This is a genomic window from Kitasatospora sp. MAA4 (assembly GCF_029893355.1).
Lineage (GTDB): Bacteria > Actinomycetota > Actinomycetes > Streptomycetales > Streptomycetaceae > Kitasatospora.
Window position 1 is genome coordinate 20,417 of record NZ_JARZAI010000009.1, and the last position, 20,161, is coordinate 40,577.

The 20,161-nt window shown below is 72.0% G+C and carries 20 protein-coding genes; 8 read left to right on the forward strand and 12 right to left on the reverse strand.

Annotation, left to right across the window (positions count from 1 at the left end):
* Nucleotides 1-302 precede the first annotated feature (302 nt).
* Nucleotides 303-506: a cold-shock protein gene (locus P3T37_RS14085; protein ID WP_031068443.1), complete on the reverse strand. Its 204-nt coding sequence runs from the start codon at nucleotides 504-506 to the stop codon at nucleotides 303-305.
* A gap of 503 nt (nucleotides 507-1,009) precedes the next feature.
* Between P3T37_RS14085 and P3T37_RS14090 the strand changes: the two genes are divergently transcribed.
* The 3 genes from P3T37_RS14090 (at nucleotide 1,010) to P3T37_RS14100 (ending at nucleotide 3,180) form a co-directional block, all read left to right on the forward strand.
* Entirely contained in the window at nucleotides 1,010-1,237 is a 228-nt protein-coding gene (locus P3T37_RS14090; protein ID WP_280723943.1) for a hypothetical protein, read from the forward strand.
* Between the two features lie 130 nt (nucleotides 1,238-1,367).
* Entirely contained in the window at nucleotides 1,368-1,730 is a 363-nt protein-coding gene (locus tag P3T37_RS14095) for a hypothetical protein (RefSeq protein WP_280723944.1), read from the forward strand.
* Nucleotides 1,731-2,898: 1,168 nt separating this feature from the next.
* A complete protein-coding gene (locus P3T37_RS14100) occupies nucleotides 2,899-3,180 on the forward strand; it encodes a MerR family transcriptional regulator (RefSeq protein WP_280724157.1) in 282 nt (93 codons plus the stop codon).
* Nucleotides 3,181-3,562: 382 nt separating this feature from the next.
* Here the strand turns inward: P3T37_RS14100 and P3T37_RS14110 are convergent, their stop codons facing one another.
* Nucleotides 3,563-4,726: an alpha/beta fold hydrolase gene (locus P3T37_RS14110; RefSeq protein WP_280723945.1), complete on the reverse strand. Its 1,164-nt coding sequence runs from the start codon at nucleotides 4,724-4,726 to the stop codon at nucleotides 3,563-3,565.
* 19 nt (nucleotides 4,727-4,745) lie between these two features.
* Nucleotides 4,746-5,498: a DUF2993 domain-containing protein gene (locus P3T37_RS14115; protein WP_280723946.1), complete on the reverse strand. Its 753-nt coding sequence runs from the start codon at nucleotides 5,496-5,498 to the stop codon at nucleotides 4,746-4,748.
* A gap of 447 nt (nucleotides 5,499-5,945) precedes the next feature.
* On the opposite strand from P3T37_RS14115, the gene P3T37_RS14120 reads away from it, so the two are divergent.
* Nucleotides 5,946-6,632, forward strand: coding sequence for a response regulator transcription factor (locus P3T37_RS14120; RefSeq protein WP_280723947.1), 687 nt, complete (start codon nucleotides 5,946-5,948; stop codon nucleotides 6,630-6,632).
* A complete protein-coding gene (locus tag P3T37_RS14125) occupies nucleotides 6,629-7,996 on the forward strand; it encodes a HAMP domain-containing sensor histidine kinase (RefSeq protein WP_280723948.1) in 1,368 nt (455 codons plus the stop codon). Before P3T37_RS14120 ends, P3T37_RS14125 begins: the two co-directional genes overlap by 4 nt.
* Nucleotides 7,997-8,121: 125 nt before the next feature.
* Here the strand turns inward: P3T37_RS14125 and P3T37_RS14130 are convergent, their stop codons facing one another.
* Nucleotides 8,122-9,006, reverse strand: coding sequence for a helix-turn-helix transcriptional regulator (locus tag P3T37_RS14130; protein WP_280723949.1), 885 nt, complete (start codon nucleotides 9,004-9,006; stop codon nucleotides 8,122-8,124).
* Nucleotides 9,007-9,306: 300 nt separating this feature from the next.
* Between P3T37_RS14130 and P3T37_RS14135 the strand changes: the two genes are divergently transcribed.
* Nucleotides 9,307-10,158 carry an aldo/keto reductase gene (locus tag P3T37_RS14135; RefSeq protein ID WP_280723950.1) on the forward strand — a complete coding sequence of 284 codons (852 nt, stop codon included), beginning with the start codon at nucleotides 9,307-9,309 and terminating at the stop codon, nucleotides 10,156-10,158.
* Between the two features lie 128 nt (nucleotides 10,159-10,286).
* Here P3T37_RS14135 and P3T37_RS14140 read toward each other — a convergent pair whose 3' ends face one another.
* The 7 genes from P3T37_RS14140 to modA all read right to left on the reverse strand — a co-directional run bounded on the left by P3T37_RS14140 (nucleotide 10,287) and on the right by modA (nucleotide 17,050).
* Nucleotides 10,287-12,647 carry an excinuclease ABC subunit UvrA gene (locus tag P3T37_RS14140; protein WP_280723951.1) on the reverse strand — a complete coding sequence of 787 codons (2,361 nt, stop codon included), beginning with the start codon at nucleotides 12,645-12,647 and terminating at the stop codon, nucleotides 10,287-10,289.
* An 85-nt stretch (nucleotides 12,648-12,732) separates the two neighbouring features.
* Nucleotides 12,733-13,089, reverse strand: a complete 357-nt coding sequence (locus P3T37_RS14145) for a VOC family protein (protein WP_280723952.1) — start codon at nucleotides 13,087-13,089, stop codon at nucleotides 12,733-12,735.
* Nucleotides 13,090-13,210: 121 nt separating this feature from the next.
* Complete coding sequence (locus P3T37_RS14150; RefSeq protein WP_280723953.1) at nucleotides 13,211-13,486, reverse strand: DUF6295 family protein; 276 nt, start codon at nucleotides 13,484-13,486, stop codon at nucleotides 13,211-13,213.
* Between the two features lie 14 nt (nucleotides 13,487-13,500).
* Nucleotides 13,501-14,244 (reverse strand): dienelactone hydrolase family protein, encoded by a 744-nt coding sequence (locus tag P3T37_RS14155; protein WP_280723954.1) that lies wholly within the window; start codon nucleotides 14,242-14,244, stop codon nucleotides 13,501-13,503.
* 73 nt (nucleotides 14,245-14,317) lie between these two features.
* The gene (locus P3T37_RS14160; RefSeq protein ID WP_280723955.1) at nucleotides 14,318-15,379 is read right to left on the reverse strand and encodes an ABC transporter ATP-binding protein; all 1,062 of its coding nucleotides are present in this window, start codon (nucleotides 15,377-15,379) and stop codon (nucleotides 14,318-14,320) included.
* A 25-nt stretch (nucleotides 15,380-15,404) separates the two neighbouring features.
* The gene (locus tag P3T37_RS14165; protein WP_280723956.1) at nucleotides 15,405-16,226 is read right to left on the reverse strand and encodes an ABC transporter permease; all 822 of its coding nucleotides are present in this window, start codon (nucleotides 16,224-16,226) and stop codon (nucleotides 15,405-15,407) included.
* On the reverse strand, nucleotides 16,223-17,050 hold the full coding sequence (gene modA / locus P3T37_RS14170; RefSeq protein ID WP_280723957.1) for a molybdate ABC transporter substrate-binding protein: 828 nt from the start codon (nucleotides 17,048-17,050) through the stop codon (nucleotides 16,223-16,225). The genes P3T37_RS14165 and modA overlap by 4 nt, the downstream gene beginning before the upstream one ends.
* 300 nt (nucleotides 17,051-17,350) lie before the next feature.
* Between modA and P3T37_RS14175 the strand changes: the two genes are divergently transcribed.
* On the forward strand, nucleotides 17,351-18,418 hold the full coding sequence (locus P3T37_RS14175; protein WP_280723958.1) for an RNA ligase (ATP): 1,068 nt from the start codon (nucleotides 17,351-17,353) through the stop codon (nucleotides 18,416-18,418).
* Nucleotides 18,419-18,495: 77 nt separating this feature from the next.
* A complete protein-coding gene (locus tag P3T37_RS14180) occupies nucleotides 18,496-19,473 on the forward strand; it encodes a hypothetical protein (protein ID WP_280723959.1) in 978 nt (325 codons plus the stop codon).
* A 21-nt stretch (nucleotides 19,474-19,494) separates the two neighbouring features.
* Here the strand turns inward: P3T37_RS14180 and P3T37_RS14185 are convergent, their stop codons facing one another.
* Nucleotides 19,495-20,112 (reverse strand): methyltransferase domain-containing protein, encoded by a 618-nt coding sequence (locus P3T37_RS14185; RefSeq protein WP_280723960.1) that lies wholly within the window; start codon nucleotides 20,110-20,112, stop codon nucleotides 19,495-19,497.
* Nucleotides 20,113-20,161: the final 49 nt, after the last annotated feature.

The following is a 20,161-nucleotide window of genomic DNA, read 5'->3' on the forward strand; positions in this document are numbered from 1 at the left end:
CGCAAGGGAACGGGCCAGAAAGTGTGATGGGCGGGGCGTGGACGGTGGAACCGTGCGGCACGTCACCTGCGGTCGGCGCTCACCGCGAAGGGCGGGTGCGCGAACCTCGAACCGTGAGATGTCACGGCAGGGCGCCGATCCGGACGCGGCGCTGGGCGTCTCGCGAGGGGATGGCTGCAGTGGCGAAGCCAGGGGGCCTGAACGGCCGGGGAAGAGAAGTGTGGCGAAATGCCGAGGGGCCCGCACCGGGCATGTACGCGGTGCGGGCCCCTCGCTGCTAGGCGGGTGCCATGGCAGTAGAACTACAGCGGACGAATGTTCTCGGCCTGCGGGCCCTTCTGGCCCTGCGTGACGTCGAACTCGACCTTCTGGCCCTCGAGCAGCTCACGGAAGCCGTTGGCGTTGATGTTCGAGTAGTGGGCGAAGACGTCGGGGCCGCCACCGTCCTGCTCGATGAAGCCGAAGCCCTTTTCCGCGTTGAACCACTTCACAGTGCCATTAGCCATAAAGAAATCTCCTTCAAGGGGCTGTCCGAAGTCCGCACTGTGCGGGCTTCGAGTGCCGCGATGATGACCCACCCGGGGAAGAGCCGGGAAACAAAAATGCGCCTGCGATACATCAGCAGGCGCACACAAAGTTCATGGGAACCACTACTGCAACTAAGGAGACTCTAGCAGGCTCCGGCCTTCCGGGGTGGATTATTTCTTCCCCCGTTTCGCCGGCGCCTCCCCGCGGGCCCACCGCTCCCAAGCCGCCAGGAGCGTCAACACGCGCTGTGAACAGGCTGGTTGACAGCACGGCGCGCTGCCCGGGGCGGCGGCTCCACCGGCAGTGCGACGCGGACGAGCCCGATGTGCGCCGGGCGGACTCCCGCCACCCCGGCCCCGGGTCAGCCCGATCAGCGGCACTGGCGGTGACGGTGGACGGCACGATTCGAATTCCGACCCGTCCACATTCGAGTGCCGCCAAAAGGGCCCGCTCCCGCGATTTCCGGCGCATACTCGAAGGAATGACGAAATCAGCAGCAGTTCGCCGGCCCCTGCCCACCAGTCCCTTCAAGGCCCGGGTCCAGGCGCCGCTCAAGCGGTTCGCCGTGGGCGACCGTGTGACCCACGACAGGTACGGCCTCGGCCGGGCCATCGGCGTCGAAGGCGACAGTGACATCGCCGTACTCGTCGACTTCGGATCACGGCAGGAGCGCATCACCCAGCCGTACGCCGCGATGTTCAAACTCTGACGTGTCGAACGGGCCCCGCCGGCGCGGTCGAAGCCCGGCCGCGTAGACCGGCTACACGCCCGTACGCGTCGCGGTCACTGCCCCGGGGCGGACTTCCGGACCCCGACCGCCGTGTCCTAATCTGGGGATCATGTCGAACCCTGACGGGCTGCTCGTCGACATCGCCGCGATGGTCGAGTCCGAGCACAGCAACCAGATGTCGTTGACCGTGGTGGTCCCCGGTGCGGTGATCACCGGCAGGCTCGCGCCGGTGTCCCTGTGGTGGGAGCGGGTGGCGGAGGTCCTCCAGGCCTCGGAGCACCTGAAGCCGTTCGCCGCCCTCTTCGCCCCACCCGCCGACGGCCCGCCCGGACGGCCGACCCACCTCCACCTCCATCGCGCGAAAATCCTGCAGGGCAACTTCGCGTTGCCGCACACCGGCGGGATGTACCGCATCGCCATCGAGGACATCAGCAGCTGGACCATCGGGGACCTCAGTTACTCCGACACCTGAGACGGTGAGTAGGAGGCCGGTTGTCCGCTGCGGGGTTGGAGCCGGGTGGGCGGGGCAGCCGAGCGCACCGTTACGACCTGGGGCCGTGCTGGTGGTAGTGCCACGGTTGTGCCGACGCCCCCGCCGCGTGTCGACTACGGGGGGCCTGGCCGTCGGCTGCGGCGAGGGTCGAGCGCGTCGCGCAGCGCGTGCAGGTCGGTGATGGTGACCTGTTCGGGCGTGCGCGCCGGCCGCGTCGTCGGTAGCCCTTCCACCGTCGCCTCCCGTCCGTGGTTCCGCTCGTTGTCCTGGGCCGCGGGTGCGGACCGTCCGTTCTGCGGGCCGAAGACTACCTTCCCTTCGAACACCGGAAAATCTGTGCTGGCTGGAGTAGACATTGGCCAGGGCTGTGGTTAGTGTTTCTCTCGTAGACGCAGTCAAGCGGTACCCGCCAGACACGAACTGGCGGGCGGCATTGCAGAAGTTCGCAGTTTGGCGCGGCCGTGGAGTTCCGAAGCCAGCGTAGGTGCAGGACGGCAACGGGACTGGCGGCCGGGCCTTGTGGCCCGCAGTGATCAGGGGTCACCGACCAGCGCTACCGCGGTAGTTGCAGGTGCAGTACCAGCAGTCGCAGGACGCGGTATCCCAGTGAAGGCGCCAGGCTGCGGGCGCGCGTGCTGGGAGTTCGGCAGCGGGGTTCCAAGCCAGGGAAAGTGCAGGACGGGCGGCGGGGCTGGCTGTCGAACACGAGGTGGCCCGGGAGGGCCACCGCCACAGCGGTACAGGCTAGTTGGCAGTTCAGCAGTACCAGGCAGTTCGCAGTATCTGAAGTTCGCAGTACAACCAGTCCATACAGAGGATGAACGGAGGGACAGAGCGCCATCAGGATCGCCCGGCCCGTGAGCTCTTCACCCGGGCGGACACCGCAGACCCCCTTTGAGTACGAGGACGGTGGTTTCCGGTCACGCATACGCGATCCCCGCACATCCCCACCCCTGGGGAGTTGCGGAACAAGGAAGCCGGCCCAGGCCGGTAGATGGTGTTGTTCCCCTTCGGGGCCCCGGAGCCGCTACGGCGCCGGGGCCCCTCGACGCGTTCCCCAGGAACCAAGAGAGGTGCAGTGACTACGACGACCGACAGGCCCCACACCCCCGACACCCTCGACGACGACGACTACCCCGCCTACACCATGGGCCGCGCCGCCGAGATGACCGGCACCACCGCCGGCTTCCTACGCTCCCTCGGCGAACAGGGCCTCATCACCCCCCTGCGCTCCGACGGCGGCCATCGCCGCTACTCCCGCTACCAACTGCGCATCGCCATGCGCGCCCGCGACCTCGTCGACCAGGGCACCGCCATCGACGCCGCCTGCCGCATCGTCATCCTCGAAGACCAACTCGAAGAAGCCCTGCGCATCAACGAACAACTCCGACGCTCCCGGCACGGCCAGGAACCCGCCGCCGACACCTGACCCGACAACCCGCCCGGCCAACGACTCGGCCTGCGGTGACTGACAGACCCTCACCGCAGGCCACCCGAGGAACCCATCGCCAGTCCATGCCCCGGGGTCTGCGGATACCAGCCGCGATGAGCGGAACTCCCATCGCGGTAACCGCGGACAGGGTGCGTTCAGGCGGGCAGCAGGAGTGCGGGTGCCACCCCCCCAGGTGTGGCGGCCAGGGGCAGCGGCCGGGGGCAGCCGAGGGCCCGGTCGACTGGAAGGCCCGGGCCGGCGGCGCTATGGCCGGGGTACTCGGCGAGCCGTTCACCCCGGGCTGGGACGTCTCCGGCGTCGTGGCGGAGGTCGGCTTCGGCGTGACCACCCTCAAGGTCGGTGATCAGGATTCCGCCGCTCAGGTTTGCTGGTTGAGGAAGTTCGCGAGTTCGCTCTCGTACCGGGCGGGGTCGGCGTTCCAGGCGCCGGTGTGGCCGGCTCCGGGGACGGTGACGAGGTGGATCGTGTCCGGCCAGTCGCGGGCGAACCGGGCGCTGGTGGCGTAGGGGACGATCGTGTCGGCGGTGCCGTGGAAGAGCAGCACGGGCTGCTTGGGGCCGCCGCTTCGCCGGTTCGCGGCCAGGGTGTCGACCTGGTCGAGGTCAACTCCGGCGCGCAGCCGGATGAAGGGGGTCGCGAAGTCGGCGACGGGGAACGGGATCCCGAGGTTGGTCGCGATGGTGTTGATGGCCGCCCCGTAGTCGAGCGCGGGTGCGTCGAGGACGACCGAGCGGACCGCGCTGGTGTCGGTGGCGCGCTGCAGGTAGTTCTCGACGATGCCACCTCCCATGGAGAAGCCGTAGAGCACCACGCCGGCAGCACCGTGGGCGCGGGCGTAGCGGACGGCGGTGTCGAGGTCGTGCCATTCGGTGTTGCCGAGCTGCCGGTTGCCGTTGCTGTCGTGGGGCGCTCCGGGGTCGTTGCGGTAGGTGATGTCGAGGACCGGGTAGCCGAGGTCGTGGAGTTCGGGCACGGTCCGCAGTCCCGCGCTGCGGCCGGCGCCGAGTCCGTGGACCTGGATGACCCAGGTGCTGCGCGTGCCGGGGAGGTACCAGGCGGGCATCGGGCCCAGGTCGCTGGGGTAGGTGACGTCCTGGTAGTCCAGTCCCAGGGCCTGCTTCGGGTCCGTGTCCCACACGGTGACGGTGATCTTCGCCTTGTCGCCGACGGCGGGCGGGGTGGTGGCCTGGAGTTCGCGGGTGACTGTCGTGGCGTCCGAGGCGGTGATGCGGCTGAGGACTCCCGAGTGCTGCGCGGATCCGCTGTCCTGCCAGACCAGGCCGTAGGTGCCGGTGTACCGGCTCTCCGCGGTGGCGGGCAGGGTCACCGTCTCGGTTCCCACGGCGAGGATGCGGGTGTTCAGCGGGGTGTCGTCGATGGGGTGCAGGAGTTTGACGGTCAGCAGCCACAGGGCGCCGGCCGCCGCGCCGAGCGTGAGAACGAGCAGGCCGGCGACGATGATGACGATGCGTCGGCGCAGGCGGGTGCGGCGGTTGGACGGTGGGGTCGGGGGGTGGGTCATCTCCGGGCCGGCTCCTGGTTCATGGGTGCTTCAGTGTGGTGGGGCCGGAAGCCAGGGTGAGGGCGAGTCCGGTCGGTGTGACGGTGAGTGCGAGGGGTTTGAGGGACAGCGGGTAGTCGGCCTGCTGGTTGCGCGCCATCAGTCGGGTGTTGATCTGGTCGAGCGGGGGGCCGGTGATCGTCCGGCCGAGGAGCTGCAGGCTGGTGGCCGTGATGGTGACCCGGCCGTCGGCCAGGGCGGGTTTGAGCGTCAACTGGCCCATGCCGCCGGGGCCGACGGTGAGCAGGAGGCTTCCGGTGGCGGGGTCGGTTCGGGCACCGCTGACGGGAATGCCCTGGCCCGAGTCGCGGACGGCTTGCGCCAGGGAGTCGGCGGGGATCGTGACGTCGGCCCGGACCTGGGACGCCGTCGCGGGTTCGGCCAGGTGGACGTCGTCGAGCGTGACACGGACCGAGGCGTCGGTGAGCGGGCCGAGGCGGGCGTTGTCAGCGCTGAGCGTGACGCGGCCCAGGTGTCGGTCGAAGAGCGTGAGCAGGGCCGGGCCGTCGCCGGTGTCGACCGTCACACGGGTGTCGAGGGACTTCCCCATGCCCGAGGCGATCCGGTTCTCCAGGACGTGCCGGGCTACCGCCTCGCCGACCCCGACGACGGCCAGCAGGGCGGCCACGGACAGGACGACGGCGCGTGTGATCCGACCACGCCGGGTGGCTGGGCGACGCAGGCGGCCCGGCCGTCCGGTGCTGGTTCGGGTCGGTGCGGCACGGGTGGTCATCGTTGTCCTGCCCTCGGGGTCGGGGTGTCGGACGGTGTGTGCGGTCCTGTGCGGTCCCGGCGCCCTCCCGCGTCCCTCAGGTCTTCCGGGGACGGGCCCCGCCCGGTGCGTGCAAGCAGCACCCCGACCGCGGTGAGCAGGAGCACCGCGACGCAGAGGCCGGCCAGCGCGAGCAACCTGGAACTGGTGAGCACGACTGCCCTCCTTCGTCCTGACCGCCGGTCGTCCGGGCCTCGCCGGTCGGCGAGGCCGCAAACATCCTGTCCCCGCTGTGCAAGGCGAAGGTTCGGCCTGTGTTCGAGCCATGTAAGGATCACCGCCGGTCAGCGGGACGAGGGCGGGGCGCGGGTTAGCATCGGTGCAGTTCGAAGCCGTTGCGCCCGCGGCCGGCCGAGCAGCCGCGAGAGGGGTGCAGCGGCGCCGGGAGACTGCGGTGACACCCAACAGATGACACAGAGCAAGGGGCTCGTCCTGGTGGTGGAGGACGAGCGACACATCGCCGACCTCCAGCGCCTCTACCTCACCCGCGAGGGCTTCGGCGTCCACACCGAGAGTGACGGCATGGCCGGGCTGGCCGCCGTCGCACGGCTGCGGCCGGTGGCGATCGTTCTCGACATCGGACTGCCCGGACTGGACGGCACCGACTTCTGCCGCCGGCTGCGCGCGGCCGACGACTGGACACCCGTCATCCTGGTCACCGCCCGGGACGAGGAGGCCGACCGGATCCTCGGCCTGGAGATCGGCGCCGACGACTACCTCACCAAGCCGTTCTCGCCCCGCGAGCTGGTCGCCCGCCTCAAGGCGGTGCTGCGCCGCACCGCCGGCCCACCGGGCTCGGCCATCCTGGGAACCGGCCGGCTGCGCCTGGACCCGGGTCGCCGCACGGCCCTGCGCGACGGCGAACCGCTGGAGCTGACCACCACCGAGTTCAACCTGCTCGCCCATCTGCTCGCCCGGCCCGGCCAGGTCTTCAGCCGCGAGCAGCTGCGTGCCCAGGTCTGGGGGCACGCCGACTACGGCGACAGCAGGGTCGTCGACGTGTACGTCTCGCAGCTGCGCGCCAAGCTCGGCGACGCCAGCCCGATCCGCACCGTGCGGGGGATCGGCTACAGCGCCCAGGAGCCCGGCCGGTGAAGCGTCTGCGCGCGGGCTCGCTCACCAGCAGCCTGGTCCTGCTCGCCACCGTGGTGGCAGCTACCGCCGTGCTGCTGGCGGGCATCGCGGCCTGGCAGACCGCCCGCTCCAATGCGGAGTCCCAGTACCGGGAGCGCCTGTCCCGCCAGGCCACCGTGCTGAGCCTGGCCCCCAACCTGTCCGTGCTGCTCCTCGACCAGGCCCAGCGCCTCACCGGGGCCACTGGGGTCCAGGTCGCCGTCATCGCCCCCGACGGACAGGTGGACGGCCCGGCGGCCAGGGCCGTCAACCCGGCCGACCGGGACGCACTGCTCGCCGGACGGACACTCTCCACCACGGGCTCACTCGGCGACCAGCGCGTGCTCGTCCAGGGACACCCGGCGGGCAACGGCGGCGCCGTCGTACTGACCCAGCCCTTCACCGAGGTCGACGCGGCCGCCAACCGGATGCGCGGCAGTCTGACGCTCCCCCTGGTCACGGGCCTGGTCGGAGCCGCCTTGGCGGGCGCCCTGCTGGCCCGCCGGATCGCCCGCCCCCTGGTGGCGGCGGCCGGCGTCGCCCACCGACTCGCCGCGGGCGAACGCGGCCTGCACTGCGAAGCAGACGGCCCCACCGAAGCCCGCGACGTCGCCCAAGCCCTGAACACCCTGGGTGCCGCCCTGGAGCGCAGCGAACAACGCCAACGCGACTTCCTGACCTCGATCTCCCACGAGATCCGCACCCCCCTCACCGCACTCCAGGGCTACGCCGAGGCCCTCACCGACGGCGTCATCGAACCCGCGCAGCAGGCCCAGGTCGGCCAGATCCTCCTGACCGAGACCAAGCGCCTGGACCGCTTCGTCTCCGACCTGCTCGAACTCGCCCGCCTGGACGCCGACGACTTCCCGGTCACCCGCGAACCCACCGACCTGGCCGCCCTCGTCCGTGAGACCGCCGAAGCCTGGGACCAGCGGGCCCGGCAGGGCGGGCTGCACCTGCGAGTGGAACAGACCGGCGAACCCGTGATCACGCTCACCGACGGATTCCGGGTCCGCCAGCTGCTCGACGGCCTGATCGGCAACGCCGTGCGCGTCTCCCCACCCGGCACCCCCGTCGTACTGGCCATGCGCAGAACGGACACCGGCGACACCGAGCTGCAGGTCCGCGACGGCGGCCCGGGCCTGAGCGACGACGACATCCAGGTCGCCTTCCAACCCGGTGCCCTGCACGCCCGTTACGCGGGCACCCGCCCCGCCGGCACCGGCCTCGGCCTGGCCATCACCCACCGCCTCGCCGACCGGCTCGGCGCCACCATCACTGTCCGCGGCCACGGCCCCGAAGGCGGCGCCTGCTTCACCGTCGCCCTCGGCCCCGGCCCGGACTGACTGACGCATTCGCCAAACCGAGCGGACCGTCACGCGCTGTGTCAGCGCTGCCCACCCCCCGAGCGCACCTCGAAGCTGCCCTGGTAGCGGCCTGCTCGGCGAACAAGCTGCACACCGAGTCCGAATCACGTCCTCGGAGCCGGTCGGGTGGCTTCGGTGGCGTTCCAGCTGGCGAGGAGATTGAGGGCGTCGGCGTCGCGACTGCCGGGTGCGACGCCACACACGATGAGGGACAGGCCCTCGTCGGCGGCGAGTTCCATCGTTTCGTAATTGATCGTCAGCTGTCCGACCAGTGGGTGATTGAGGCGTTTGGCGCCTGCGCGGTGGCGGCGGACTTCGTGGCGGGCCCAGCGTTGGCGGAAGGTGTCGCCGCGGGTGGAGAGTTCACCGATCAGGTCGGACAGGGCCTTGTCGTACGGGTTACGGCCGACTTCGGCGCGCAGGGTGGCGACGTTCTGGTCGGCGACGGCGTCCCAGTCGGGGTAGAACTCGGCGGCGGCCGGGTCCAGGAAGGTGAAGCGGGCGGAGTTGAGCGGCCGGGCAGGGCTGTCGAAGACCGGCGCGAACAGGGCGCGGGCGAAGGCGTTGCCCGCCAGCAGGTCCAGGCGGCCGTTGCGGATGTAGGCGGGGACGCCGCTCATCGCCTCCAGCATGTTCCACAGCTCCGGGCGCAGGGTGCGGCGCGAGGGGTGGCGTGGGGTGCGGGCGTCGGCGGCGGTGGCGTTGGCGGCGCGCACGAGGTCGAAGAGGTGAGCGCGTTCGGCGTCGTCGAGTTGTAGTGCGCGGGCGATGGCGTCCAGGACGGCGTTGGTGGCGCCGCGGGCGTCGCCGCGCTCCAGGCGGGTGTAGTAGGGGACGCTGACGCCGGCCAGGAGGGCGACTTCCTCGCGGCGCAGCCCGGGGACGCGGCGTGTTCCTTCCAGCGGGGAGAGCTTGAGGCCGGCCTGCTCGGGGGTGACGCGGGCCCGGCGGGTGGTGAGGAAGTCGCGGATCTCGGTGCGTCGGTCCATGCCCCGACCCTACGGCCGGGCGCTGTGCCGTATGCGGGTGTGGGGGACCTTGTCAGGGTCTGCTTGGCGGCCCCGGAGGCGTGCTGGGCGGTGTTGTCTGGAGGAGAGCTTCGCCCCCGGCCCACCGCAGGAGGTTCCCCCGGAACCGAGCAGTCCCTGCGACACGCCCCCTTGGCCGCGACGCTCAGCTGACAGGCCACCTGCGCCGCGCCCTCGACAACGGCCTCACCCCCGAGCAACGCGCCGAGCTCACCGACTGACCCCCACCTGCTCGACCACCAGTCCTTTCAAGGAGCACCCGTGCAGCACGTCACTCTGAACAACGGCGTCCAGATGCCGATCCTCGGCTTCGGCGTCTACCAGATCCCGGCGGACAAGACCGAGCAGGCCGTCTCGGACGCCCTGGCTGCCGGCTACCGGCTGCTGGATACCGCCGCCGCCTACGGCAACGAGGAGGCCGTCGGCCACGCGATCAAGAACAGCGGCATCCCGCGCCAAGACCTGTTCGTCACCACCAAGCTCTGGGTCCAGGACGCACCCGCGCAGGACAACACCCGCCGCGCCATCGAGACTTCCCTGACCAAGCTCGGCCTGGACCACGTCGACCTGTACCTGATGCACCAGCCCTTCGGCGACGTCTACGGACAGTGGCGCGCCATGGAGGCCGCCAACCGCGAGGGCCTGGCCAAGGCGATCGGTGTCGCCAACTTCTACCCTGACCGCCTCCTGGACCTGATCTTCAACAACGAGATCACCCCGCAGGTCAACCAGATCGAGACCCACCCGTTCTTCCAACGCACCGCCGACCACGACCTCATGCGCGAGCACGGCGTCCAGCACCAGGCGTGGGGCGGCTTCGCCGAAGGCAAGAACGACCTGTTCACCCACCCTGTCCTCAGCGAGATCGGTGACGCCCACGGCAAGTCCGTGGCCCAGGTCGTGCTCCGCTGGATGATCCAGCGCGACATCGTCACCATCCCCAAGTCGGTCAACCCCGACCGGATGGCGCAGAACATCGACGTCTTCGAATTCGAGCTCACCGACGCCCAGATGGCCCGCATCGCAGCCCTCGACACCGGCACCACGCTGTTCTTCGACCACCACGACCCCGAGATGGTCGCCTGGCTCAGCAAGCGCCGCCTGGACAGCTGAGCCACAGCACCAGGAACAGCCCTGGAGACCGCGACCGGTGCGGTTCGGGTGCAGGACCCGGGCACGGGGAGATCGCCCCCGGCTCCTGCACGGTCGTCGCCGACCACCCGGCGCTGTCCCGGTAGTTGTCAGGCGCCCACGTAGGCCGCGAGGTGTTCGCCGGTGAGGGTGGAGCGGGCGGCGACGAGGTCGGCGGGCGTGCCCTCGAAGACGACCCGGCCGCCGTCGTGGCCGGCGCCGGGGCCGAGGTCGATGATCCAGTCGGCGTGCGCCATGACCGCCTGGTGGTGCTCGACCACGATGACCGACTTGCCGGAGTCGACCAGCTTGTCGAGCAGGCCGAGCAGCTGCTCGACGTCGGCGAGGTGCAGGCCGGTGGTCGGCTCGTCCAGGACGTAGACGCCGTCCTTCTCGGCCATGTGGGTGGCCAGCTTGAGCCGCTGCCGCTCGCCGCCGGAGAGCGTGGTGAGCGGCTGGCCGAGGCTGAGGTAGCCGAGCCCGACGTCGGCGAGCCGGCCCAGGATGGCGTGCGCGGCCGGGGTGCGCGCCTCGCCGGCACCGAAGAACTCCGCTGCCTCGGCCACCGACATCGCCAGCACCTCGCTGATGTCGCGGCCGCCGAGGTGGTGGTCGAGCACCGAGGCCTCGAACCGCTTCCCCTCGCACTCCTCGCAGGTGGTGGCGACGCCGGCCATCATCGCCAGGTCCGTGTAGACGACGCCGGCGCCGTTGCAATTGGGGCAGGCACCCTCGGAGTTGGCGCTGAACAGGGCCGGCTTCACGCCGTTGGCCTTCGCGAACGCCTTGCGGATCGGGTCGAGCAGCCCGGTGTACGTCGCCGGGTTGCTCCGGCGCGAGCCGCGGATCGCGCCCTGGCCGACCGATACGACGCCCTCGCCCGCAGGGATCGACCCGTGCACGAGTGAGCTCTTGCCGGAGCCGGCGACCCCGGTGACGACGACCAGCACCCCGAGCGGGATGTCGACGTCCACCTTGCGCAGGTTGTGCGAGGTCGCGCCGCGGATCTCCAGCGCGCCGGTGGGCTTGCGCACCACCTCCTTGACGGCGGCCCGGTCGTCGAAGTGCCGGCCGGTGAGGGTGCCGCTGGTCCGCAGCCCCTTGACGGTGCCCTCGAAGCAGACGGTCCCGCCCGCCGTACCGGCGCCGGGGCCGAGGTCCACGACGTGGTCGGCGATCGCGATCGTCAACGGCTTGTGCTCCACGACCAGCACCGTGTTGCCCTTGTCCCGCAGCCGCAGCAGCAGGGCGTTCATCCGGTGGATGTCGTGCGGGTGCAGGCCGGTGGTGGGCTCGTCGAAGACGTACGTGGTGTCGGTGAGCGAGGAGCCGAGGTGGCGGATCATCTTGACGCGCTGGGCCTCGCCGCCCGACAGCGTGCCCGAGGGCCGGTCGAGCGAGAGGTAGCCGAGACCGATCTCCACGAACGAGTCGAGGGTCTGCCGCAGCGTGTCGAGCAGCGGTGCGACCGAGGGCTCGTCGAGGCCGCGGACCCAGTCGGCCAGGTCGCTGATCTGCATCGCGCAGGCGTCGGCGATGCTGATCTTCTTGATCTTCGACGACCGGGCCGCCTCGGCCAGCCGGGTGCCGTCGCAGTCGGGGCAGGTGGTGAAGGTGACCGCGCGGTCCACGAAGGCCCGGATGTGCGGCTGCATCCCCTCCCGGTCCTTGGCGAGGTAGGACTTCTGGATCCGCGGGATCAGGCCCTCGTAGGTCATGTTGATGCCCGCGATCTTCATCCTGACCGGCTCGTGGTGGAGGAAGTCGTGCAGCTCCTTCTTGGTGTACTTGCGGATCGGCTTCTCGGGATCGTAGAAGCCCGACTCGCTGTAGAGCCGGTAGTTCCAGCCGCCCGGTGTGTAGCCGGGGATGGTGAGCGCGCCGTCGGCCAGCGACCTGGAGTCGTCGAAGAGCTGGGTGAGGTCGATGTCGGAGACCGCGCCCCGGCCCTCGCAGCGCGGGCACATGCCGCCGGTGATGCTGAAGCTGCGCCGCTCCTTCACGGTCTTCCCGCCGCGTTCGAGGGTGACCGCGCCGGCTCCGCTGATGGAGGGGACGTTGAAGGAGAACGCCTTGGGCGAGCCGATGTGCGGCTTCCCGAGCCGGCTGAAGAGGATCCGCAGCATCGCGTTGGCGTCGGTGGCGGTGCCGACCGTGGAGCGCGGGTCAGCGCCCATCCGCTGCTGGTCGACGATGATCGCGGTCGTCAGCCCCTCGAGGACGTCGACCTCGGGCCGCGCCAGCGTCGGCATGAAGCCCTGCACGAAGGCGCTGTAGGTCTCGTTGATCAGCCGCTGTGACTCCGCGGCGATCGTGTCGAACACCAGCGAGCTCTTGCCCGAGCCGGAGACGCCGGTGAACACCGTCAGCCGGCGCTTGGGGATCTCGACGCTGACGTCCTTGAGGTTGTTCACCCGCGCGCCGTGCACGCGGATCAGGTCGTGGATGTCGGCGGCGTGCGGTGCGGCCATGCTCTTCGTCTCTCCATCTGTCTGCGGGCTGGGCCTGTTGGAGCGGGCGCGACCCCATCGAGGGTCGCGCCCGCTCCCACGGCGGTCATCGGTCCTGGAGTAGCCCGAGGACGTTGCCGTCGGGGTCGGTGAAGGTGGCCACCAGGCGGCCGCCGCCGACGTCGTGTGCGGACTCCTTCACGACGGCGCCCGCGGCGGTCACCTCGGCGAGCTTGGCCTCGATGTCCTTCACGTGCCAGTAGGCCACCGGTGAGGTCATGCCCTGCAGTGCGCCGTTGGGTACCAGCCCGATCTGCTGGCCCTCGGCCTCGAAGCCGACGTAGTACTCCGAGTCGGCCACCGGCGCCACGCCGAGCAGCGCGGTGTACACCGCCTTGGCTGCCGCCAGGTCGGACACGGGGTGCAGGACGGTCTTGATTCCCTGGGTGGAAGAGCCGGTCATGGGTCGCTCCTTGGGGTGGTCGGTGACTTCAACCGACCCTAGTCGCGGCCCCTGGACCCCGCTTCTCCATTCCTGACCAGCTTTGCGGCACGCGACGGGGCGAAGGTTGCCTGACGCGGCACTAGCTTTGCGGCGCCGAGGCGAGGCCGGGCGGGGCGGCGGCCAGGGCGGCCCGGATGGCGTCGATCAGGGCCAGCGCGGACTCCTCGGTCAGCTCCACCGCGACGCGGGCGGAGGGGCCCATGGCGGGGTTGAGGAAGTCGATGTTGACGGTGTGCTCGAAGGGGGCGTGCTGCGGGTGGTCGACGCAGACCATGGCGGTGGTGAGCGGGAGGTAGCCTGCGGCGCCCTTGCCGCTGCCCTGGATCTCGGCCAGCTCGGTCAGATAGGTGCACATGGTGGTTGCTCTCCTCAGGCGCTCAGGTGGCGGCGGTAGAAGTCGAGGATCTTCGCCCAGCCGTCGGTGGCGGCCTGCGGGCGGTAGCCGGGGCGGTCGACGGCGAAGAAGCCGTGGCCGGCGCCCTCGTAGCTGTGGAACTCGTACTCCTTGCCGGCGGCCTTCATCAGCTCCTCCAGCTCGGCGACCGCCTCGGGGGAGGGGTACTGGTCGTCCGCGCCGAAGATGCCGAGCAGCGGGCAGGAGAGGTCCTTGGCGAGGTGGCCGATCGGCTGGACCTGGAGCGGGAAGCCCTCGGGGACGGTGCCGGTGACGAAGGCGCCGTAGCAGTCCACGGCGGCCTGGAGCTCCAGGTGGGCGGCGGCCAGGAAGGCCTGCCGACCGCCGGAGCAGTGGCCGATGGTGCCCACCCGGCCGTTCGAGGAGGTCAGCCCGCGCAGGTACGCGGCGGCGCCGGCCACGTCGCCGACCAGCCGCTCGTCCGGTACCCCGCCGAGCGCGCGGGCGGTGGCGGAGGCGTCGTCGGGCGAGGCGCCGGGGGCCTCGCGGGTGTAGAGGTTGGGGCAGACCGCGTTGAAGCCCTCGGCGGCGAAGCGGCGCACCATCTCCTTGGTGCCGGCGTCGTAGCCGGGCATGTGGTGGATCACCACGACGCTGCCCAGCGGGCCCGCGGTGAGCGGCCGGGCGGAGTACGCCTCGATGGCGTCGCCGCCGTGGCCGGTGATGGTGACGGTCTCTGCGAGCAGTGCGTCGTACATGGTTGGTAGCCGGACCTTCCGTGGGGAGGACAGAGTCTCGGCGGCAGCGTATCCGGTGTCTCCCAGCGGCGGTTCAGGCCGGGTAGGCGTGCGTCTGGGCGGCCTTGACGGTGGCCCAGACGGTGGCGCCGGTGGTCAGGTCGAGCTCGGCCGCAGCTGCGGGGGTGAGGTCGGCGGCCAGTGGCAGCGGGCCGGTCAGGTCGGCGCGGACCTGGTCGCCGTGCAGGTCCAGGCCGGCCACCGTGAGCTCCCAGACGTTGCGGGCGCTGGAGTCCGGGCGGCTGCGGTGCAGGGTGACGGCGGCGGGCGGGAACGCGACGAAGGCGGGCCCGGTGAGCTCCTCCGCGATGGTCACCGCTGTTCCGCCCTCCAGCTTCACCCGGCGTCCGTCGGCCACGCCCTGGTAGAGGTTCAGGCCCACCAGCCGGGCGATGTAGTCGGTGCGCGGGCGGCGCGCGATCTCGGCGGGCGTGCCGGCCTGGACCACCCGGCCCTCCTCGATCACCACCAGCCGGTCGGCGAGCACCATGGCGTCCAGCGGGTCGTGCGTGACGAGGACCGCGACGGCGTCGAACTCGGCCAGGTGGCGGCGCAGTTGCGAGCGGACGTCGAGCCGGGTGCGGGCGTCCAGGGCGGCCAGCGGCTCGTCCAGCAGCAGCAGGCGCGGCCCGATGGCCAGCGCCCTGGCCAGCGCCACCCGCTGGGCCTGGCCGCCGGAGAGCTTGCCGGGGCGTTTGGCGGCGTGCTCCTCCAGGTCCATCCGGGTCAGCCAGGGCAGTGCCTCGGCGCGCGACTCCTTCTTCGAGCGGCCCCGGCAGCGCAGCCCGAAGCCGATGTTGTCCAGGGCGCTGAGGTGCGGGAAGAGCAGGTAGTCCTGGAAGACCACGCCGACCGGTCGCCGTTCGGCCGCCGTGTGCAGGCCGGCGGCCGGGTTCTCCAGGGTCTGGCCGTCCAGGCGCAGATGGCCGGCGGTGAGCGGCAGCAGCCCGGCCAGGGCGCGCAGCGCGGTGGTCTTGCCGGCGCCGTTCGGCCCGAGCAGCGCGATCACCTCGCCGGCGCCGGCGGTCAGCGCGAGGTCGAGCGAGAAGCCGGTCCGCTCCACCCGAAGGTGGGCGTCGAGCGAGGGCGTCGTCATCGGGTTCCTCAGGCTTTCCGGCGGGCTACGGCGTGCTCATCCAGCGGTCGCGCAGTCCGACCAGCACCGCGACCGAGACCGCGAGCAGGACCAGGCTCAGCGCGATCGCAGCGTCCGGATCGGTCTCCATCGCGAGGTAGACCGCCAGCGGCATGGTCTGGGTCTTGCCGGGGAAGTTCCCGGCGAAGGTGATCGTCGCACCGAACTCGCCCAGCGCGCGGGCCCAGGCCAGCACCGCGCCGGCCCCCACGCCCGGTGCGATCATCGGCAGGGTCACCCGCCGGAAGGCCGTCAGCCGCGAGGCGCCCAGCGTCGCGGCCGCCTCCTCGTAGCGGGGGTCGGCGGCGCGCAGCGCGCCCTCCACGCTGATCACCAGGAACGGCATCGCGACGAACGCCTCGGCGATCACCACGCCGGTGGTGGTGAACGGCAGGGTGATGCCGAAGGCCGAGTCCAGCCAGCGCCCGACGATCCCGTTGCGTCCCAGTGCCAGCAGCAGTGCCACGCCGCCGACCACCGGCGGCAGCACCAGCGGCAGGGTGACCAGCGCGCGGATGACGCGCCGTCCGGGGAACTCGGTGCGGGCCAGCAGCCAGGCCAGCGGCACCCCGAGCACCAGCGAGACGCCGGTCGCGCTGGTCGCGCAGATCAGCGACAGCTTCAGCGCGTCCCAGACCGCCGCGCTGGACAGCTCGCTGGGCATCGCGCTCCACGGCGCCCTGATCAGCAGGCCGGCCAGCGGCAGGACGAGGAAGACCAGGCCCAGCAGCGCGGGCAGCAGCAGGGCGAGCGGGATCCGGGAACCCCGCTTCGCCCGTGCCGCCACCGCGGTGTCGATCGCTGTCACGGGGCCTGGAAGCCCGCGGTGGTCAGCACCTGCATGCCCGTGGTCGACTCGACGAAGGCGATGAACGCCTCGGCGCCGGCCGCGTTCGGGGCCTTGGCCACCTCGGCGATCGGGTAGTCGTTGATCGCCTTGGCTGCCTCGGGGAAGTTGACCCCGTCGACCTTGCCGCCGGCGGCCTGCACGTCGGTCTGGTACACCACCGACGCGTCCACCTCGCCGAGTTCGACCTTGGTGAGGGCGCTCTTGACGTCCTGCTCCAGGGTGACCGGGGTCAGCTTCACGTTGGCCGCGGTGAGCGCGGTCTGCGCGGCGGAGCCGCACGGCACCTGGGTCGCGCAGAGGGCGACCTTGACGCCCGGCGCGGCGAGCGCCTGCAGGCTGGTGAGGTTCTTCGGGTTGCCCTTGGGGACGGCGATCTCCAGGGTGTTGCGCACGAAGACCTTCGGGTCCGTGGCGGTGTCCTTGGCGTCGCTGACGGTCTTCATGGTCGCCGGGCTGGCCGCGGCGAAGACGTCGGCGGGGGCGCCGGCCACGATGCTCTGCGCCAGGGCGGAGCTGCCGCCGTAGTTGAACTTCACCGTGGTGCCCGGGTTGGCGGCCTCGAACTTCTTGCCCAGGTCGTTGAAGGTCCCGGTGAGCGAGGAGGCGGCGAAGACGGTGATGGTGCCGGTGGCCTTCGGCGCGGACGCGGAGGCCGCGGCGGAGCCCGAGGCGCCGGAGGCGGCGGGGGTGGCGCTCTTGGAGGAGCTGCACGCGGTGAGGCCAACGGCCAGGGCGAGCACGGCGAACGTGGCGGCGGCGGTGCGGGACCGGGTGGTGGTCATCTGGAGATTCCCCTCTGCCGCGCCGTCAGGGCGCGGGTCTGCGGTCGGTGCGGGCCGGTCCGCCGCGTCGTGCGGCGAAAGGGGGCGACCCAGGCGCCGCACAGGTCTCGATACTCCCGTATCTGCGGTCGCCGTGCCGATCATAGTGCCGCAAATGCAAGCCTTAAATCCCTTGTGCCTTCGCACAGGCCAGCCTGCCCCGGTGGCCGGTGAGGCCTGTGTGAACCGTGGGAAAACCGCTGGCCGCAGGCCCGATGCTTCGTCACAGTGGGGTCATACCCACGGGGAGGAGTCACCATCATGTCCACGCTGCGTGTCACAGCCGAACGGCTCACCGTTCTCGACCACCCGAACGCCGACGCCCTGGAGCTCGCCCAGGTCGGGCTCTACCGGGCGGTGGTCGCCAAGGGCGCCTACCGCACCGGCGAGTACGCCCTCTACATCCCCGAGCAGGCGGTGCTGCCGGCCGCGCTGATCGAGGAGCTCGGCCTGACCGGGCGGCTGGCCGGCAGCCGCGCCGACCGGGTGCGCGCGGTGCGGCTGCGCGGCGAGCTCTCGCAGGGCATCGTCTGCCGTCCGCGTGCGCTGGCCGGCGTGGACCTGGCCGGGGCCGCCGCCGAGGGCCGCGACTTCGCCGCCGAGCTGGGCGTCACCAAGTGGGTGCCGCCGATCCCCACCACCATGAACGGCGAGGTCGAGGCCGCCCCGGAGCTGCTGCCCTGGGTCGACATCGAGAACCTCCAGCGCTTCCCGGACGTCTTCGAGCCGGGCGAGCAGGTGGTGCTGACCGAGAAGCTGCACGGCACCTGCTGTCTGCTCACCCTGCACGCCGACACCGGCGCGGTGCAGGTCTCCTCCAAGGGGATCGGCGCCCAGCGCCTGGCGCTCAAGGAGGACGGCTCCAACCTCTACTGGCGTGCCGTCAGGGCGCACGGTGTGCCCGAGGCGGCCGCCGAGCTGGCCGAGCGGCTGGGCGCCGAGCGCGTCGGCATCTTCGGCGAGGTCTTCGGCACGGGCGTGCAGGACCTCGGCTACGGCGCCTCGGGCCGCGCCGAACTGCCCGGCTACGCGGTCTTCGACGTGTCGGCGGTGATCGACGGGCAGCTGCACTGGCTGGACGCCGCCGAGCTGCTGACGGATCGGCTGCCGCTGGTGCCCCGGCTGTGGAGCGGGCCGTACGACGCCGCCACCGTGCTGGCGCTGGCCGACGGCCGCGAGACGGTCTCCGGGCGCGAGCTCCACCTGCGCGAGGGCGTCGTGGTGCGCCCGGCCGTGGAGCGCTACAGCTTCACACTGGGCGGGCGGGCGATCGCCAAGGTGGTCAGCGGCGCGTACCTGACCCGCAAGGGCGGCACCGAGTACGAGTAGAGGCCCTGGCGGCCCGGCGACGCACCGAGCTGACGTGGTGTCAGGGCGTGTCCCCGGGTGGGACGTACGCTGCAAATATGATCACCCACGAGGACCGCAGGCTGCGCGCCCTGGCCGCCCAGGGCAGCTGGACGGAGCTGCTCGGGATCTACCGGCAGACCCGGGCCGCCGCCGCCGCGCTGAGCGGCGAGCGGGCCGCGGCGCGCGAGACGGCGGCCTTCGGCCACGAACTGGCCTACGCGGCCCCGGCCGATGTGGCGGCCGGGCTCTTCGACCCGTCGGCGGGGCCCGGCGCGGTGGCCGGCGAGTACGACGGCCGGGTCGGGCCGCTCTGGGAGGTGCTGGCGACCCGGCACGTCTGGGAGGTGCTGGACCCGCTGCTGCCCCGCGAGCCGATCCGGACGCTGGCGGCCCACACCAGGGTGCTGCTCGGTGAGGACCTGACGGGCGTGGCGCTGCCGCGCGCCACGCCCCCGCCGGTGCTGCGGACCTGGGAGCTGGCGGGCTGGGAGCCGGGCAGCCGGGTGACCCACTACCGGCGCGGCGGCGCGGCCGCGACCCCGCTCTTCTCACTCCCGGACAGCCGCGAGGGCCTGGGCCCGATCCGGCTGCCGGCACCGGGCAGCGCGCTGCCCGGCCCCGACCAGCCCGCCACCGCGGCGCTGCGCGGGCTGTCCAGCTGGCTCAGCACCCGCTGCCTGCGCGGCTCCGCACCGGACGCGGCGGCCCTGCTGGCGCCCAGCGGCACCCCCGCGACCGGCGGCTACATCCCCTTCGCACTCGCCTATCCGGCCCTGGTGCGGGCCGCCTCCGGCGCCGGCGCGTACGGCGAGCCCGGCGGCGCGGCCCGCGGCCGGATCGCCGTCTGGGACGCGCTGAGCGCGATGGCGGACCCTTCCGGCGGCTGCCCGCCCGAGGAGGTGGACGCGCTGGTGGCCCGGATGCGCTGCTTCACCTGGTGCGACCCGGCCGACGAGATCTGGCACCTGCACCTGGCCCTGGAGGACCCGGCCACCGGCCTGGCCTGGGCGGTCAGCGGCTCGGACTACGACTGAGACGCCCGGGAGCAGGACGGGTCAGGTGCGCTCGGCGAGGGCCAGGAAGCGGTCGTCCAGGTCGGCGTAGTGGGTCAGTCGCCAGCCGGAACCGGCCAGCAGCGGGCGCAGGTTGGGCTCGGCGCGCAGGTCGTCGGGGGTGAGCGCGCGGCCGTGCCGGGCGGCCAGGGCGGCGCGGCCGACGGGGTGGAACAGGGCGAGCCGGCCGCCGGGGCGGGTGGCCCGGGCGAGGTCGGCCAGGGCGCCCTGGGGCTGCGGCAGGTGGGAGATCAGGCCGGCGGCGAAGACCGCGTCCAGCACGCCGTCGCGCAGCGGGAGCCGGCCGCAGTCGGCCGCCGCCAGGCCGGCCACCGCGCCGCGTCCCAGGGCGGCGGCCTGCCGGACCATCTCGGGCGTCAGGTCCAGGCCGAGCACGGTGCCCCGGGCGCCGACCGCATCGCGCAGGGCCGGCAGCGCGCGTCCGGTGCCGCAGCCCGCGTCGAGCACGATCTGTCCGGGGCGCAGGGCGAGTTCGGCGACGGCGGCGGCGTAGCGCGGGCCGTCGTCGGGGAAGCGGGTCTCCCAGTCGGCGGCCCGCGGGGCGAAGAACTCCCGGGTGCGGGCCAGTTCCCGGGCGTGGTCGGGGCGGTCGGTCGGCATGCGGGCTCACTCCCTCGGTTGCCGGCAGCGTACCCGTGACCCGCTGCCG